16 protein-coding genes are annotated in these 16,007 nt (G+C 72.8%); 7 read left to right on the top strand and 9 right to left on the bottom strand.

From position 1 onward, the window contains the following. Positions 1–80: 80 nt before the first annotated feature. Positions 81–440 carry a DUF1428 domain-containing protein gene (locus ACA089_RS02205; RefSeq protein WP_372012974.1) on the top strand — a complete coding sequence of 120 codons (360 nt, stop codon included), beginning with the start codon at positions 81–83 and terminating at the stop codon, positions 438–440. 55 nt (positions 441–495) lie between these two features. On the opposite strand, the gene ACA089_RS02200 is transcribed toward ACA089_RS02205, so the two are convergent. Further along, on the bottom strand, positions 496–1,221 hold the full coding sequence (locus ACA089_RS02200; RefSeq protein WP_372012973.1) for a hypothetical protein: 726 nt from the start codon (positions 1,219–1,221) through the stop codon (positions 496–498). Positions 1,222–1,346: 125 nt separating this feature from the next. Between ACA089_RS02200 and ACA089_RS02195 the strand changes: the two genes are divergently transcribed. Continuing rightward, complete coding sequence (locus tag ACA089_RS02195) at positions 1,347–1,751, top strand: GFA family protein (protein ID WP_372012971.1); 405 nt, start codon at positions 1,347–1,349, stop codon at positions 1,749–1,751. A gap of 69 nt (positions 1,752–1,820) precedes the next feature. Continuing rightward, on the top strand, positions 1,821–3,395 hold the full coding sequence (locus tag ACA089_RS02190; protein ID WP_372012969.1) for an EAL domain-containing protein: 1,575 nt from the start codon (positions 1,821–1,823) through the stop codon (positions 3,393–3,395). Positions 3,396–3,403: 8 nt separating this feature from the next. Here the strand turns inward: ACA089_RS02190 and ACA089_RS02185 are convergent, their stop codons facing one another. The 4 genes from ACA089_RS02185 to ACA089_RS02170 all read right to left on the bottom strand — a co-directional run bounded on the left by ACA089_RS02185 (position 3,404) and on the right by ACA089_RS02170 (position 6,782). Continuing rightward, complete coding sequence (locus ACA089_RS02185) at positions 3,404–3,823, bottom strand: EF-hand domain-containing protein (protein WP_372012967.1); 420 nt, start codon at positions 3,821–3,823, stop codon at positions 3,404–3,406. A gap of 91 nt (positions 3,824–3,914) precedes the next feature. Continuing rightward, entirely contained in the window at positions 3,915–5,588 is a 1,674-nt protein-coding gene (hutU, locus tag ACA089_RS02180; protein WP_372012965.1) for a urocanate hydratase, read from the bottom strand. Between the two features lie 98 nt (positions 5,589–5,686). Continuing rightward, a complete protein-coding gene (locus tag ACA089_RS02175) occupies positions 5,687–6,166 on the bottom strand; it encodes a hypothetical protein (RefSeq protein ID WP_372012964.1) in 480 nt (159 codons plus the stop codon). A gap of 64 nt (positions 6,167–6,230) precedes the next feature. Further along, on the bottom strand, positions 6,231–6,782 hold the full coding sequence (locus tag ACA089_RS02170; RefSeq protein ID WP_372012962.1) for a DUF4440 domain-containing protein: 552 nt from the start codon (positions 6,780–6,782) through the stop codon (positions 6,231–6,233). Positions 6,783–6,910: 128 nt separating this feature from the next. Here ACA089_RS02170 and ACA089_RS02165 point away from each other — a divergent pair, with 128 nt between their 5' ends. From ACA089_RS02165 to ACA089_RS02155, 3 genes are all read left to right on the top strand, one after another. Beyond that, positions 6,911–8,176, top strand: coding sequence for an alkaline phosphatase family protein (locus ACA089_RS02165; RefSeq protein WP_372012960.1), 1,266 nt, complete (start codon positions 6,911–6,913; stop codon positions 8,174–8,176). A gap of 88 nt (positions 8,177–8,264) precedes the next feature. Further along, positions 8,265–9,788 carry an AlkA N-terminal domain-containing protein gene (locus ACA089_RS02160; RefSeq protein ID WP_372012958.1) on the top strand — a complete coding sequence of 508 codons (1,524 nt, stop codon included), beginning with the start codon at positions 8,265–8,267 and terminating at the stop codon, positions 9,786–9,788. After that, a complete protein-coding gene (locus ACA089_RS02155) occupies positions 9,788–10,300 on the top strand; it encodes a methylated-DNA--[protein]-cysteine S-methyltransferase (protein ID WP_372012956.1) in 513 nt (170 codons plus the stop codon). Before ACA089_RS02160 ends, ACA089_RS02155 begins: the two co-directional genes overlap by 1 nt. 44 nt (positions 10,301–10,344) lie before the next feature. On the opposite strand, the gene trpA is transcribed toward ACA089_RS02155, so the two are convergent. Both trpA and trpB read right to left on the bottom strand, forming a co-directional pair. Next, positions 10,345–11,148, bottom strand: coding sequence for a tryptophan synthase subunit alpha (gene trpA / locus ACA089_RS02150; RefSeq protein ID WP_372012954.1), 804 nt, complete (start codon positions 11,146–11,148; stop codon positions 10,345–10,347). Next, a complete protein-coding gene (trpB, locus tag ACA089_RS02145) occupies positions 11,145–12,353 on the bottom strand; it encodes a tryptophan synthase subunit beta (RefSeq protein WP_372012952.1) in 1,209 nt (402 codons plus the stop codon). Before trpB ends, trpA begins: the two co-directional genes overlap by 4 nt. Before the next feature lie 104 nt (positions 12,354–12,457). Here trpB and ACA089_RS02140 point away from each other — a divergent pair, with 104 nt between their 5' ends. After that, entirely contained in the window at positions 12,458–13,345 is an 888-nt protein-coding gene (locus ACA089_RS02140; RefSeq protein WP_372012950.1) for a LysR family transcriptional regulator, read from the top strand. Between the two features lie 96 nt (positions 13,346–13,441). On the opposite strand, the gene ACA089_RS02135 is transcribed toward ACA089_RS02140, so the two are convergent. Next, the gene (locus tag ACA089_RS02135; RefSeq protein WP_372012948.1) at positions 13,442–14,887 is read right to left on the bottom strand and encodes a GntP family permease; all 1,446 of its coding nucleotides are present in this window, start codon (positions 14,885–14,887) and stop codon (positions 13,442–13,444) included. 3 nt (positions 14,888–14,890) lie between these two features. After that, positions 14,891–15,976 (bottom strand): patatin-like phospholipase family protein, encoded by a 1,086-nt coding sequence (locus tag ACA089_RS02130; protein ID WP_372012946.1) that lies wholly within the window; start codon positions 15,974–15,976, stop codon positions 14,891–14,893. Between the last annotated feature and the right edge of the window lie 31 nt (positions 15,977–16,007).

Below are 16,007 nucleotides of genomic sequence, written 5' to 3'. Positions count from 1 at the left end.
GGTCCGGTCGATTCCGCCGTCGCCCACCCGTCGCTGCAACGAGGGCCACGACCGGCCCCGCATTCCAACAGGAGACCCGCATGTCCTACGTCGATGGTTTCGTGATCGCGGTTCCGACCGCCAACAAGGAGAAGTTCTTCGCCCACGCCCGCGAACTCGATCCGGTGTTCCTCGAGCTGGGCGCCACCCGCGTGTACGAATGCTGGGGCGACGACGTGCCCCGTGGCCAGGTGACCGACTTCCACCGCGCCGTCGCCGCCAAGGACGACGAAACCGTGGTGTTCTCGTGGGTCGAGTGGCCGGACAAGGCCACCCGCGATGCGGGCATGAAGAAGATGATGGATGACCCGCGCATGGATCCGGCGGCCAATCCGATGCCGTTCGACGGCAAGCGCATGATCTTCGGCGGGTTCAGCGCCGACCTCGTGCTGGGGGATTGAACCGGCCCGGGACGCATGGCGTGGCCGGGGACGGCCACGCCTGTTCCCGACGCGCTCAGGCCGGTGGCAGGCCGCCCCAGAGCCGCGCGAACTCCAGCCACGTCGCGGTGCGTGGCACGGTCATCAGCAGCCCGAGGTTCAGCGCGAACACCGCGCCGACGACCACGAATGCGCGCTGGCCGGGCCGGCCGCGTCCAAGCCACAGCATCGCCCCCAGCAGGGCGAAGACCGCGCCGTAGCTGACCAGCGAGATCGCCGGGCCGGGCACCGGCAGCAGCATCAGCAGGCGCGCCAGCGCGGGATCGATCATCACCAGCGCGGTGGCCACCATGTACCGTGCATGCAGGCCAGGCTGGCGGCGATGCACGATCGCCAGCCCCCAGAACAGCAGGAACATCACCGATGCGGCCATGCCCAGGTACAGGATGAAGGCCTGGAAGCCGGAACTCTCCGGGGTGGCGGCGGACATGCGCAGGTGCGACAGGCCCAGGCAGGTGGCCACGATCGCCGGCACCAGCGCATACGACACGCGGCCGAGCCGCCGGTGCAGCTCGAGCCGGCGCGTGCGCACCAGCCACGGCTGCACGGACAGCATCGCGAACCAGGCCAGCATCAGCCCGGCATGCAGGTGGGTGACCGCATCGGCCGCGCCGATCCGGCTGACGTAGGAACGCCAGAAACCGGCCAGCGCCAGCAACAGCAATGCCGCGATCCAGACGCCCGACCCGGTCCCCCACGGGAGCGGACGGCGTACGAACGCAGCTTCGGAATGGACCGCCATGGTGCACCTCGGTATCGGCAATGGCTGCCAATACGCCGGCCGCGTCTTGACCCGGCCACGCGCGCCCGCGGCGTGCGCGCCGGGTTGGCGCTAGAGTCCCCGGACCCGGACGCGAGGAGCACGCCATGACCAGGACCGGCGGTTGCCGCTGCGGCGCGATCCGCTACACCCTCTCCGCCCCGCCGCTGGCCACCCGGCTGTGCTGGTGCCGCGACTGCCAGTACTGGGCCCTGGGCAACGCGGCGGTGAACATCGTCGTGCCGCGCGCGGCAGTGGCGACCCGCGGCAGCCCGTGCCATTTCGACAGCACCGCCGAAAGCGGCAACCGCATGCGCCGCTCCTTCTGCGGCACGTGCGGGACCCAGCTGTTCAGCGAATCCAGCGGCAACCTGCAGAACATGGTCATCCGGGTCGGCACCCTGGACGACGCCGGCGGGATCGTGCCGACCGCGGTGATCTGGACCGATTCGGCGCCGGCATGGGCCACCCTCGACCCGGCGCTCGCGGCCTTTCCGCGCCAGCCCGGCTGAGCTGGCGGCCGCCCCGGCCCGCCCGCCGGCCCGTGCTAGCCTGCATCCGCGACGGCCGAGGGGGCACAGATGAGTCGCAGATCCATCGTGGTCACGGCGATCCTGCTGGCGGTGCTGGCGGCGGTGCTGCCGCTGTTCGTGCTCTCCCACATCTCGCGCCAGCGCGCCCTGGCCTCGGAGCAGTCCCGGCTGGCGCACGAGGCCGAGCGCGCGCTGCAGCGCGTGCAGGTGACCGTGGCCCAGGCGCGACGCGTGCTGGAGACCCTCGAACGCGAGGGGTGGAGCGGCTGCAGCGACGCCCACGTCGCCCGCATGCGCGCGCTGACGCTCGACGCGCCGGCGATCGAGGAGATCGGCTTCTTCGAGGGCGACCGGCTGGCCTGCACCAGCTGGGGCGTGGTCGACGGGCACGTGCCGGCGCAGCCCAGCGACCTCGAGTTGCCGGACGGCCTCGGAATCGACCTTGAGCTGCACCCCGCCGCCAGCCCCTCGGCGACGATGCTCGCGCTGCGCCGCGATCGCCACAACGTGCTGGTCAAGCCGGAGCGGCTGGTCGACGTGATCATCGACCCGGGCATCTGGCTCGGCGTGGCGACCCGGACCGGCCGCCCCATCGTCGCCTCCCCCGGCGCCGATCCCGCGCTGGTCGCGCGGCTGAGCCGCGCCGCGACCACCGGCGCGGATGAGCGCCACCTGTTCGCTTCGCGGGTGGAAGGCGGCGTGGTCGCGTTCGCCATCGCCGACCGGGCCCAGGCCGAGGCTTCCACGGCCGCCGAACGCCGGGCGATGGTCCCGCTCGGCCTGCTGGCCTCGGCGGTGCTGGTGGGCCTGGTGGTCTGGCTGTCGCGGCAGCGCCTGTCACCCCAGCGCGAGCTGGACATCGCGCTGCGCCGCGGCGAATTCGTGGTGCACTACCAGCCGGTGGTGGAACTGGCCGGAGGCGGCTGCGTCGGCGCCGAGGCGCTGGTGCGCTGGCAGCGACCGGACGGGGCGTGGGTGCCCCCGAACCTGTTCATTCCGGTGGCCGAACGCAGCGGGCTCATCGCCGCCCTCACCGACCAGGTGATCGAACGCGTCGTCCAGGACCTGGCGGGCGCGTTCGCCGGCGAACCTTCGATGCACGTGTCGATCAACCTGTGCGCCGGCGACCTGCACAGCGGGCGCTTCCTCCCCGTGCTGGAAGCGGCGCTGGCCAGGCATGGCGTCGCCCCGTCGCAGGTCTGGCTGGAAGCGACCGAACGCGGCTTCATCGACACCGCCTCGGCCGGCGGGCACCTGGCGCGCGCCCGCGCAGCGGGCCATCGCGTGGCGATCGACGACTTCGGCACCGGCTACTCCAGCCTGTCCATGCTCGAATCGCTGCCGCTGGACGCGCTGAAGATCGACAAGTCCTTCATCGACGCGATCGGCAGGGGCGCAGCCACCGGCGTGGTCATCCCGCACGTGATCAACCTCGCCCACGGCCTGGGCCTGGACATCGTCGCCGAAGGCGTGGAAGCGCCCGGACAGGCCGCCTACCTGGCCCAGGCGGGGGTGCAGTATGCGCAGGGCTGGCTGTACTCGCCGGCGCTGGCCGCCGACGACTTCATCGCCTACTACCGGGCGCACCGCCCCTCGCCGCGGGCAGTGCAGTCGGTCGCCTGACCCGCGCTTCAGCGCGCGCGCACGCCGAAGGCCGCCGCGAACTCGGTGGGGTCCACGTTGCCGTCGCCGTTGCGGTCCATCGAGGTGAAGCGCATCTCGGCCGCGCCGCGCAGCTCGTTCTCGTCGAGCTGGCCGTCGCGGTCCAGGTCGGCGACGACGATGCGCTCGGCGGCCGTCGGCCCGTCGGCGGCGACCCGGCCCAGGACCGCGTCGAGTTCGTCCGCCGACAGGCGCCGGTCGCCATTCGCATCCAGCACCGCGAAGGCGTTGTCACCGTCGTACTCGTAGCGGCTCAGCAGGCCGTCGCCATCGGCATCGAGCAGCTGGAACCCGGTGGTGGACGCGGCGGCCGGCGCCGGCTGCGCGGCCGCCGGGGCGGCCAGCACGGCCGCCACCAGCACGGCGGCGGCAAGGGTCGGAATGGTCATCGGGAGTCTCCATGGTCACGGACGGTGCCAGCATGGCCAAGACCGATGGCGGACGATGGTGGACCTTGTACCTATTCCGCCGATGGCGCAGTCACCCGGGGAGCATCGGCAGCTTCAGGCCCTGCTCGCGCGCGCACTGGCGCGCGATCTCGTAGCCGGCGTCGGCATGGCGCATCACGCCGGTGCCGGGGTCGTTCCACAGCACCCGGGCGATGCGGCGATCGGCCGCCTCGCTGCCGTCGCAGACGATAACCACGCCCGAATGCTGCGAATAGCCCATGCCGACGCCGCCGCCATGGTGCAGCGAGACCCAGGTCGCACCGCCGGCGACGTTGAGCATGGCATTGAGCAGCGGCCAGTCGGAGACCGCGTCGCTGCCGTCGGCCATCGCTTCGGTCTCGCGGTTGGGCGAGGCCACGCTGCCGCTGTCCAGGTGATCGCGACCGATCACCACCGGTGCCTTGAGCTCGCCATTGCGCACCATCTCGTTGAACGCCAGGCCCAGCTTGTGGCGCAGGCCCAGGCCGACCCAGCAGATCCTCGCCGGCAGGCCCTGGAAGCTGATCCGCTCGCGCGCCATGTCCAGCCAGCGGTGCAGGTGCGGATCGTCGGGAATCAGCTCCTTGACCTTGGCATCGGTCTTGTAGATGTCCTCCGGATCGCCGCTCAGGGCGACCCAGCGGAACGGGCCGACACCGCGGCAGAACAGCGGACGCACGTACGCCGGCACGAAGCCGGGGAAATCGAACGCGTTCTCCAGCCCCTCGTCGAACGCCATCTGCCGGATGTTGTTGCCGTAGTCCACGGTCGGTATGCCCTGCGCGTGAAAGGCCAGCATCGCTTCCACGTGGACGCGCATGGAGGCCTTGGCCGCATCGCGGACCTTGTCCGGCTCGCTCTTCTGCGCGGCCAGCCACTGCTCCACCGTCCAGCCGACCGGCAGGTAGCCGTGCACCGGATCGTGCGCGCTGGTCTGGTCGGTGACGCAGTCCGGGCGCACGCCGCGGCGCACCAGCTCCGGGAGGATCTCGGCCGCGTTGCCCAGCAGCGCGATCGACCGCGCCTCGCCCGTGGCGGTGTACGTCGCGATCCGCGCCAGCGCGTCGTCGAGGTCGGCCGCCTGTTCGTCCACGTAACGCGTGCGCAGGCGGAAGTCGATCCGGCTCTGCTGGCATTCGATGGTCAGCGAACTGGCGCCGGCCAGCGAGGCGGCCAGCGGCTGCGCGCCGCCCATGCCGCCCAGGCCGGCGGTGAGGATCCACTTGCCGGCCAGGCTGCCGCCGTAGTGCTGGCGGCCCATCTCCACGAACGTCTCGTAGGTGCCCTGCACGATCCCCTGCGAGCCGATGTAGATCCACGAGCCGGCGGTCATCTGCCCGTACATCATCAGGCCCTTGCGGTCGAGCTCGTTGAAGTGCTCCCAGGTGGCCCAGTGCGGCACCAGGTTGGAGTTGGCGATCAGCACGCGCGGGGCATCGGCATGGCTGGGGAACACGCCGACCGGCTTGCCCGACTGCACCAGCAGGGTCTCGTCGTCGCCGAGCGTCTTCAGCGTGGCCAGGATCGCGTCGTAGCTGGCCCAGTCGCGCGCGGCGCGGCCGATGCCGCCGTAGACGACCAGGTCCTCGGGACGCTCGGCCACTTCCGGGTCGAGGTTGTTCTGCAGCATCCGGAACGGGGCCTCGGTGAGCCAGCTGCGGCAGGAGAGCTGGGCACCGCGCGGGGCGCGGATGACGCGGGACGGATCGTGGCGCGGGTCGGACATGCCGGAACAACCTCGAAGGACAGGCCGGCATTATCGCAGGGGGCCGTCGCCGGGCCACGCCGCGGCGCGGAAGCAGGCCCGGCGGTGGTGGCGCCGGGTCAGGGTTCGACCGGGACCGGCCGTGCCTCCGACGCGGCGCGCTGGCGCTCGAGTTCCTCGCGCTCGCGTTCGTAGGCCTGGCGACGCTGTTCGTAGTCCAGGCGCATGCGTTCGGATTCGACCGGGTTGCGGGCGGCGGCGCGGTCGCGTTCGGTGCGCGCGCGGTCGACCTCGAGCTTGCGCCGGTTGCTGTCGATCGCCAGTCCGATCCGGTCCTGCTCGGCCTTGCGGGATGCGTCGTCCTGGCGACGCTGCACGTCCTCCGTGGCCTGGCGCTGGCGCTCGTAGCTGGAGGTCGGGGGCGGCAGCGCCGGCGTGGCGTAGCGGTTGGGCGCGACCGATTGCGCCATCGCGATGCACGGTGCTACCGCCATCGCGACCGCCAGCAGCAGGGTGCGCGCATCCGGTCCACGGGCGCGCCCGGCGGGGCGGCTGGCGGACATGACCGGAAAAGAAAAACAGCCCTTGCACGTATCCATGGGCCGGTTATACGCCGGCGCTTCCCACGCCCAGGTGAACCTGCCGTGGCGCTTCAGCCCGCACTCATGCCGGCGGACAGGCCTGGGCGCGACCGCGATGGAACGCTTCGGCCTGCGCGGCATCGGCCGGCTTGGGCGCCAGGCCGTCGTCGAACACCACGCGCCACGTCCCGTCCCCGCCCCGCTGCCATACCGAACTGAAGCGACCGAGCCGGTACTGCCCGCTGGCCACGTCCTGGTAAAGGGCCGGCCCGCTGGAGGCGACGACGCTCCCGTCCCCGCCCGCGTGGACGTGGTCGGGATACCACCACAACCGGGTCTGCACGCCGGCGATCAGGCCGTCCCATGCCGCGAGGATCTCGGCCTGCCCGCGCTGGGGATTGGGCCGGCTGACGCCAAACACCGCAGCCGGGTGCAGGTGCGCGGCGAACGCGGCCGCGTCGTGGTCGGCCACCGACTGGGCGAACGACAGTTCGCGCGCCCATACCTCGCACCGCGCGGTAGCGGCGGCCCCGCCGTCACCGTCCGGACGGGCCGGCGCGGCGGCCGGGGCCACGGACGTGCTGGTGAACAGGGCCAGCAGGAGCGTGCTTTGCTGAAGCAAGGCAACCTTCATGTGCGGTCCTCATCGGGGTCGGCGCCGAGCATCGTTGCCCTCTCGTCGCCGCGTCAAGCACGCGACCCTGTCATGCGCGGTGCGCACGAGTCTGCCAAGCTGTACGGGACATCCTCACCGCTCGTGCAATGTCCGCTTTCCCGCAGCGCCCCCTCCGGTCCGCGTGCCTCGCCCTGCTATTCGCCTTGTCCGCATGCGCGGTCGCGCCGCGTGCCCCGGCGCCCGCCCCTGCCGCTGCCGCCGCGCCCCCTCTGCTTTTGCTCGTGTCGATCGACGGACTGCGGGCCGACGCGCTCGGGCGCGGCGATACGCCGACCCTCGACCGGCTCGCCGCCGGGGGCGTGCGCGCGCAATGGATGCGTCCGTCCTACCCGGTGCTGACGTTTCCGAACCATTACACGCTGGTGACCGGCCTTCGCCCGGACCACCACGGCATCGTCCACAACTCGATGAACGATGCCGGGCTGGGACGCTTCGTGGTGGCCGACCGCGAGGCCGCGCGCGTGCCCGACTGGTGGCAGGGAACGCCGTTGTGGGCCAGCGCCGAGCAGGCCGGCATCGCGACCGGGGTGTGGGCATGGCCCGGGGTGGCGGCGCCGAGGGGCGGCGCGCTGCCGCGCCACTGGCACGAATTCGACCCGGGCATGCCGCTGGAGGCGCGCATGGCGCGCGTGGCCGGATGGCTGCAGTCCGGACCGCGGCCCGGGCTGCTCGCGGTGTACCTGGAGAACGTCGACGGCGCCGGGCACGACCATGGTCCCGGCGCACCCGAAACGCGCGCGGCGATCCGCGCGGCGGACGCGGCGGTAGGCGACCTGCTGTCACGCCTCGAGGCGGCTGGCGTGGGGGGAACGACCAACGTGGTGGTCGTCTCCGACCATGGCATGGCGGACGTGCCGGAAGCCCACTACCTGGCGGTGGAGGACATGGCATCGATGGAGGAGGCCGAAGTGGTGAGCATCGGCCAGGTCATCGGCCTGGTGCCCAGGGCCGGGCACGAGGCCACGGTCGCCACGCGCCTGGCCGGCCGGCACGCGCATTACCAGTGCTGGCGGAAAGCGGACATCCCGGCGCGGCTGCATTACGGCGACCACCCGCGCGTGCCGCCGATCGTGTGCCAGATGGACGAGGGCTGGAACGCACTGCCCCGGACCACCGTCCAGAAGCGGACCGCGGAGGGCTCGCACGACCGCGGGGCGCATGGTTACGACCCGGATGCGCCGTCGATGCGGGCCGTGTTCATCGCGCATGGACCTGCGTTCCGCCAGGGTGCCGTGCTCCCGCCGTTCGACAACGTGGACGTCTATCCGCTGCTGGCGCGTCTCCTCGGCCTCTCCCCGCAACCGAACGACGGCGAGGCGTCCACCCTGGCGCCGGCGCTGCGCGCGCCCTGAGCCGGGCACGCCGGACGGGCACGGCAGCGCCGCCTTCCATGTCCGGAAACGGCGAGTCACCGTCCCGGCGCGGTGCTAGCCTGCGTGCATGTCGTCCCTGCCCGCCCCGGCTTCGCTCCCCCCGCCGCGCGTCTGCGAACGCGCCCGGCTCAGCCGCGACGCGCGCTTCGACGGCCTGTTCTTCACCGCCGTGCGCAGCACCGGCATCTACTGCCGGCCGGTCTGCCCCGCGCCGGCGCCGAAGGCCGCCAACGTCGACTACTACCCCACCGCCGCCGCGGCCGAGGCCGCCGGTTTCCGGCCATGCCTGCGCTGCCGCCCGGAGCTGGCCCCCGGCGAGGGCGCATGGCGCCGCGGCGACGAAGCGGTCGCGCGCGCGCTCAAGCTGATCGACCAGGGGTTCCTCGCCGACCGGCCGCTGTCGGAACTGGCCGTGCGCGTCCACCTGGGGGAGCGCCAGCTGCGGCGCCTGTTCGTCGAGCGGCTCGGCGCGGCACCGGTGGGCGTGCACGGCACGCGGCGGCTGCTGTTCGCCAAGCAGCTGCTGACCGAAACCGCGCTGCCGGTGACCGAGGTCGCGCTGGCCGCCGGATTCTCCAGCCTGCGCCGCTTCAATGCCGCGTTCCTCGAGGCCTACCGCATGGCCCCGCGCGACCTGCGCAAGCGGGCGCCCGCGGAAGTGCCGATCGCCGACCGCGCGCAACCGCTGGTCCTGCGCCTGGGCTACCGCCCGCCCTACGACTTCGCCGCGATGCTCGACTTCCTGCGCGGCCGGGCGCTGCCCGGCGTGGAAGTGGTCGACGCCGCCGGCTACGCGCGGGTGATCGGAACGCCGCAGCAGCCCGGCTGGCTGCGGGTCGGTGCCTGGCCGGGCGGGCGAGACGGCCGCGCGCATGCGCTTCGGCTCGAACTGCACGGCGCGGCGCCGGCCGACCTCGGCCGGATCGTGGCGCGCGTGCGCCGGATGTTCGACCTGGACGCCGACCCCGGCGCGATCGCGCTGGCGCTGTCGGCCGATCCCCGCCTGCGGCCACTGCTGCGCCGGCGGCCGGGCCTGCGCCTGCCCAGCGGCTGGGACGGATTCGAGATCGCGACACGGGCGGTGATCGGGCAGCAGGTCAGCGTCGCCGCCGCACGCACGCTCACCGCGCGCCTCGCCCAGCGCCACGGCCACGTGCTCGCGAGCCCGCTGCAGCCCGGCCTGACCCACCTGTTCCCGGCGCCGGACACCCTGGCCGGGGGCGACCTGGACGGCCTCGGCCTCACCCGCGCACGCGCGGCCACGGTGCGCGGCATCGCCACCGCGCTGCTCGACGGCCGGGTCGGATTCGACGCGGAGCAGACGCTCGACGCGTTCGTCGCCGCCTGGAGCGCCCTGCCTGGCGTCGGCCCATGGACCGCGCACTACCTGGCGATGCGCGCGCTCGGCCACCCGGACGCCTTCCCCGCCGAGGACCTGGTGCTGCAGAAGGCCGTGCCGGCCGATGGCAGCCGCCTCACCGCGCGCCAGCTGCGCGAACGCGCCGAAGCCTGGCGTCCGTGGCGTGCCTACGCCGTGATCCACCTGTGGCGCGATGCGATGGCAGCGCCTGCTTCCGCGGAGACATCCTGATGGACACCGTCCTTTACCAGCGCATCCACAGCCCGGTCGGCATGCTGACCCTCGCCGCCTCCGACGCCGGCCTGCATGCGATCGAATTCCCGAGCAACCGCCACCCCCAGCGGCGCGAAGGCTGGCACGAGGGCGACCACCCGCTGCTGCGGCAGGCCAGGGCCCAGCTGGACGAGTACTTCGCCGGCGCGCGCCAGGCCTTCGACCTGCCGCTGGCACCGCAGGGCACGCCGTTCCAGCGCGAGGTCTGGTTCGCGCTGGCCGCCATCCCCTATGGCACGACCGCCAGCTATGCGCAGCTGGCGGCGCGGGTGGATCGCCCGGCGGCGACGCGCGCGGTCGGCGCCGCCAACGGGCGCAACCCGTTGCCGATCGTGCTGCCCTGCCACCGGGTGATCGGCGCCGACGGCTCGCTCACCGGTTTCGGCGGCGGACTGCCGACCAAGCGCTTCCTGCTCGAACTCGAGGGCGCGCTGGCGCGCGCGCAGCCGGCGCACGGCCTGTTCGCCTGACATGCCCCGCGGCCTGCGGTCCCCGGGGCCGTGCAGCGTCCCGGCTACGCCGCGTCGATCGCCTCGCGCAGCGGGACCAGGAACGCCTTCGCGCGCGCCGCGGCGTCTTCCACGCCGGTGGCGTCGGCCAGCGCCGACACCAGCGCGCTGCCGACCACCACGCCGTCGGCGTCGGCCGCCATCACCGCCGCGCTCGTCGCGTCCTTGATGCCGAAGCCGGCCACGACCGGCACCTTTGCCGATGTCCGCAACTGCTGCAGCCGTCGGCCCGCAGCGCCGGTGTCGAGGCGGTCGGCGCCGGTCACGCCGGCGTAGCTGACGTAATAGAGATAGCCCTGCGCGCTGGCGCTGAGCATCGCGGCGCGTGCGTCCGACGTGGTCGGCGACGCGAGCATCACCAGTGCCAGCCCGGCGGCGTTGAACGCACGCTGGAACTCCGACGCCTCTTCCGGCGGCAGGTCGACCAGCAGCACGCCATCGACCCCGGCGGCCACCGCCTCCTCGGCGAAGCGCGCCGCGCCGCGGATCTCGACCGGGTTGAGGTAGCCCATCAGCACCACCGGCGTGCCGGCGTCGCGCCTGCGGAACTCGCGCACGCACTCGAACACGTAGCCCGTCCCCGCGCCGCGCGCCAGCGCGCGTTCCGAACTGCGCTGGATCACCGGGCCGTCGGCCATCGGATCGGAGAACGCCACGCCGAGCTCGATCGCATCGGCGCCGGCTCCGACCAGCGCGTGCATCACCGGCACGGTCGCTTCCAGCGACGGGTCGCCGGCGGTGACGAACGGGATCAGCGCCTTGCGGCCCGCGGCGCGAAGCTCGGCGAATGTCTTTTCGAAGCGGCTCACAGGACGATCCCCTCGCGCGCGGCGATGGTGTGCACGTCCTTGTCGCCGCGGCCCGACAGGTTGCACAGCACCAGCGCGTCCTTGGGCAGCTCGCGCGCCAGCCTGATCGCCTGGGCGACCGCGTGGCTGGATTCGAGCGCCGGCAGGATGCCCTCGGTGCGGGTGAGCTTGTGGAACGCGGCCAGCGCTTCCTCGTCGGTGACGCCGACGTACTCGGCGCGGCCGCTGTCCTTCAGGAATGCGTGCTCCGGGCCGACGCCCGGGTAGTCCAGGCCGGCGGAAATCGAGTGGGTCTCGATGATCTGGCCGTCGTCGTCGCAGATCACGTAGGTGCGGTTGCCGTGCAGCACGCCGACCCGGCCGGCGGCCAGCGACGAGGCATGGCGCCCGGTCTCGATGCCGTCGCCCGCCGCCTCGGCTCCAACAATCCGCACTGACGCGTCGTTGAGGAACGCATGGAACAGGCCGATCGCATTGCTGCCGCCGCCGACGCAGGCGGTGATCGCGTCGGGCAGGCGGCCGTAGTCGGCCAGCATCTGCGCCCTCGCCTCGCGGCCGACGACCGCGTTGAAGTCGCGGACCATGCGCGGGTACGGATCGGGGCCGGCGACCGTGCCGATGATGTAGAACGTGTCCTGCACGTTGGTCACCCAGTCGCGCATGGCCTCGTTGAGCGCGTCCTTGAGCGTGGCCGAGCCGCTGGTCACCGGCACCACCGTGGCCCCGAGCAGCTTCATCCGGTAGACGTTGATCTTCTGCCGCTCGATGTCGGTGGCGCCCATGTAGACCACGCATTCCAGGCCCAGGCGCGTGGCCACGGTGGCGCTGGCCACGCCGTGCTGGCCGGCGCCGGTCTCGGCGATGATCCGCTTCTTGCCCATCCGCGCGGCGAGCAGCGCCTGGCCGATGGTGTTGTTGATCTTGTGCGCGCCGGTGTGGTTCAAGTCCTCGCGCTTGAGCAGGATCTGCGCGCCGCCGGTCTCGCGGCTCAGCCGCTCGGCGTGGTAGATCGGGCTGGGCCGGCCGACGTAGTGCTTGAGGTCCTTGTCGAACGCGGCCACGAAGGCCGGATCGACCCGGGCGGCGTCGTAGGCCGCGGCCAGTTCCTGCAGCGGACCGACCAGGGTCTCGGCCACGAAGCGGCCGCCGTGGCGGCCGAAATGGCCGGCGGCATCCGGGTAGGCATGGAAGTCGGCGACGGTCATGGCGAGGCGGATCCGGCGATTCGGCGGGGACTGTCAGCCTAGCGCACGGGTTCCACCCCGGGACAGCGACATTTGCGCCTGTACATGTGAGATAAACTCACGCCATGACCCGCCCCTTGCCGCCGCTCAACGCCCTGCGCGCCTTCGAGGCCGCAGCCCGCCTGGGCAGCGTCACCCGGGCCGCCGAGGAACTCCATGTCACCCACGGCGCGGTCAGCCGCCAGGTCCGTGCGCTCGAGGAAGCGCTGGGCACGCCGCTGTTCGAACGGGAGGGGCGCGGCCTGGGCCTGACCTCCGCCGGCCTGCGCCTGCGCGACGCGGCCGGCGATGCCTTCAACGCGCTGCAGTCGACGTGGGCCGGCCTGCGCCGCGACGCCCTGCCCTCGGCCCTGGTCCTGGGCTGCCCGGGCAGCCTGCTGGCGCGCTGGGTGATTCCGCGACTGGAGCGCCTGGGCGCCGACCTGCCGACGCTCAAGCTGCACCTGTCGGCGCAGGAAGGCGGGTTCGGCCCCACGCTGGCCGGGCTGGACGCGGCCCTGCTGCTGGGCGAGGCGCCATGGCCGCCGGGGTGGGACGTGCGTCCGCTGGCACCCGAGCGCATCGGCCCGGTGCTCAGCCCGCGCCATGCGCGCCATGCCGCGTTGCGCACCGCGCCGCCGGCGGCGCTGCTCGAGGAACCCCTGCTGCGCACCGCGTCGCGGCCGCAGGCATGGCCACGCTGGTTCCGTGCGCAGGGGCTGGCCGACGCCGGGCTGCCGCCCGGCACCTCCTTCGACCACCTCACCTACCTGCTGGAGGCGGCGGTGGCCGGGCTGGGCGTGGCGATCGCGCCGCAGGAACTGGTGCAGGCCGACCTCGAAGGCGGCCGCCTGGTCGCGCCATGGGGATTCATCGAGACCGGCGGGCAGTGGGCGCTGTGCAGCGCGCGCGGCAACGACGATCCGCGCCTCGCCCGCCTGGGCGACTGGCTGGGTCGCCAGCTGGCCGGCTGAGCGCCTCGGCCTGGGGGTCGACCTGGCGCCGGCGATGCGGCGACGCACGCCGGCATCCCGGACCCGCCGCATCGCGCGGCAGGCGCCCTGCGACGCTCAGAACGACCCGAACACCGATCCGAGCGCGATCACCACCACCAGCGCGACCACCGGCCCTGCGATGGCCGCCACCGCGATGTCGCGGTAGCTCTGCCGATGGCTGCAGCCGCACACCGCCAGCAGGGTGATCACCGCGCCGTTGTGCGGCAGGCTGTCGAGCGTACCCGACCCGATCACCGCGACCCGGTGCATCAGCTGCGGCGACAGCCCGGTCTCGGCCGCGACCTGCATGAAGGCCGCGCCCAGCGAATCCAGCGCGATGGTCAGGCCGCCTGACGCCGAGCCGGTCAGTCCGGCCAGGACATTGGTCGCGACGGCGAGCGATACCAGCGGCCCGCCACCGATGCCCAGCACCCATTCGCGGACCACCGCGAACGCAGGCATCGCCGCGACCACCGCGCCGAAACCGACCAGGCTGGCCACCGACAGGATCGGCAGGACCGAAGCGTTGGCGCCGGCATCCACCGTGGCCCGCAGCACGGCGAAGCGGCGCCGGTTCAGGGCGACCACCGCGACGATCGCCGCGGCAAGCGCCACCGACACCGACCACACCCCGCCCACCGCCGGCAGCGTGGTGCCGAAGCGCGGCTCGGCCAGGTAGGACACGTCCATGCGCGGCAGCACGACCAGGGCCATCAGCAGGTTCACCCCTACCACCACCGCCAGCGGCGCGAACGCCACCGCCACCGGCGGCTGCGACGGACAGGCCGCGCCGCGCCCGGCTTCGGCCGGATCGAACGCCTGCGCCACCGACGCGCGCTCGCGCACCACCCCGTCCGCGGTCGGCTCCGGGATCGGCGCCGGTGCACCGAAACCCTCGCCTGCCGCGCGCGCCCGCGCTTCGGCGCGACCCAGCCACCACAGGCCGAAGCCGAGCATGATCGCCGAGGCGATCAGCCCCAGGCCGGGGGCGGCGAACGGCGTGGTGCCGAAGAACGGCATCGGGATCGCGTTCTGGATCGAAGGCGTGCCCGGCATCGCCGACATGGTGAACGTCGACGTGCCGAGCGCGAGCGCGGCCGGCATCAAGCGGCGCGGAATGCCGGCGTCGGCGAACAGCGCCGCGGCCATCGGCGCGAGCACGAAGAACGCCACGAACAGGCTGACCCCGCCGTAGGTCACCAGCGCGCCGGACAGGACCACCGCCAGCATCGCCCGGCGCGCGCCCAGCCGGCCCGTCATGAAGCGGGCGATCGCCGCGACCGAGCCGCTGTCCTCCATCAGCTTTCCGAACAGGGCCCCGAGCAGGAACAGCGGGAAGAACTGGGCGAAGAAGCCCGCCGCGCTGGACATGAAGGTCAGGGTCCAGTGCGCCAGCAGCGGTTCGCCGGAGAACAGCGCCGCCACGAGCGCCGCCGCCGGCGCCAGCAGCAGCACGCTCCAGCCGCGATAGGAGAAGAACACCAGCAGGCCGAGGCCGAGCAGGATCCCGATCAGGCCCATGGCTCAGACTCCGTCCAGCAACACGTCGAGGTCGATCGACGATCGCCGGCCGAGGTTGCCGCCTTCGCTGGCGAGGAAGGCCCCGGCCGCGCGCCGGCCCTCGCCGTGCAGCATCGACAGGAACGCCCACTCGGCATTCATCTTCGACGAATAGTCGAGTTCCTGGGCCAGTTCGTTGCGGACCAGGTGGATGCGCATCTGCGCCCAGCGCGCGCCCTCGCAGTTGCCCGCGTCCACCACCTGGCGCAGCATCGCGATCATGCGCAGCTCCTTGAGCAGGCCGGCGTTGAACGAGACTTCGTTGATGCGGTTGAGGATGGCGCGCGCGGTGGTCGGGCGGCCGGCGCGTTCGACCGGGTTGATCGCGACCAGGATCGTGTCGCGCGAGTCGCATTCGCGCACCAGCGGGGTGATGGTCGGGTTGCCGGAATAGCCGCCGTCCCACCAGTACTCGCCATCCAGTTCCACCGCCTGGAACATGTTCGGCAGGCACGCCGAGGCCAGCAGCACCTCGGGCGACAGCTCGGGGTTGCGGAACACCCGACCGCGGCCGGTGCGCACGTTGGTGGCGGTGATGAACAGCTTCACCGGCGCGCGCGCCAGGCGCTTGAAGTCGATCGTGCGCTCGAGGATGTCGCGCAGCGGGTTGAGCCCGAAGGGATTGAGGTCGTACGGCGACCACAGCCGCGAGGCCAGTTCCATGCCGACGAACAGCGGCGAGCCGTCCAGGCTCCAGCGTCCGAGCAGCACGTCCAGCGGACCGCGCTGCAGCGGACTGAAGCGGGCCGCGTCGGACACGTCGCGCCAGAACCGCGCCAGCGCCTGGCGCGCGCCTTCGCGGCCGCCCCGGTCCAGGCCATCGACCATGACCGCCGCGTTCATCGCCCCGGCCGAGGTGCCGGAGATACCGTCGATGCGCAGCCATTCCTCGTCCAGCAGGCGGTCGAGCACGCCCCAGGTGAACGCGCCATGCGCGCCGCCGCCCTGCAGTGCGAGATCGACCAGGACCGGTTTGCGTTTCGGCGCGCGTGCGCGGGCCCTGCGCGTGGGCGGCCTGGGGACCTCGGTCGAGCGCGGGGGTGCGGGCATGGGCATGGGCTCCGGCGTCGGCATCGGTTCG

This window comes from Pseudoxanthomonas fibrivorans, assembly GCF_041464125.1.
Taxonomy (GTDB): domain Bacteria; phylum Pseudomonadota; class Gammaproteobacteria; order Xanthomonadales; family Xanthomonadaceae; genus Pseudoxanthomonas.
Note: the sequence above shows the minus strand (reverse complement) of the source record. Positions and strands in the feature narration are given on the sequence as shown.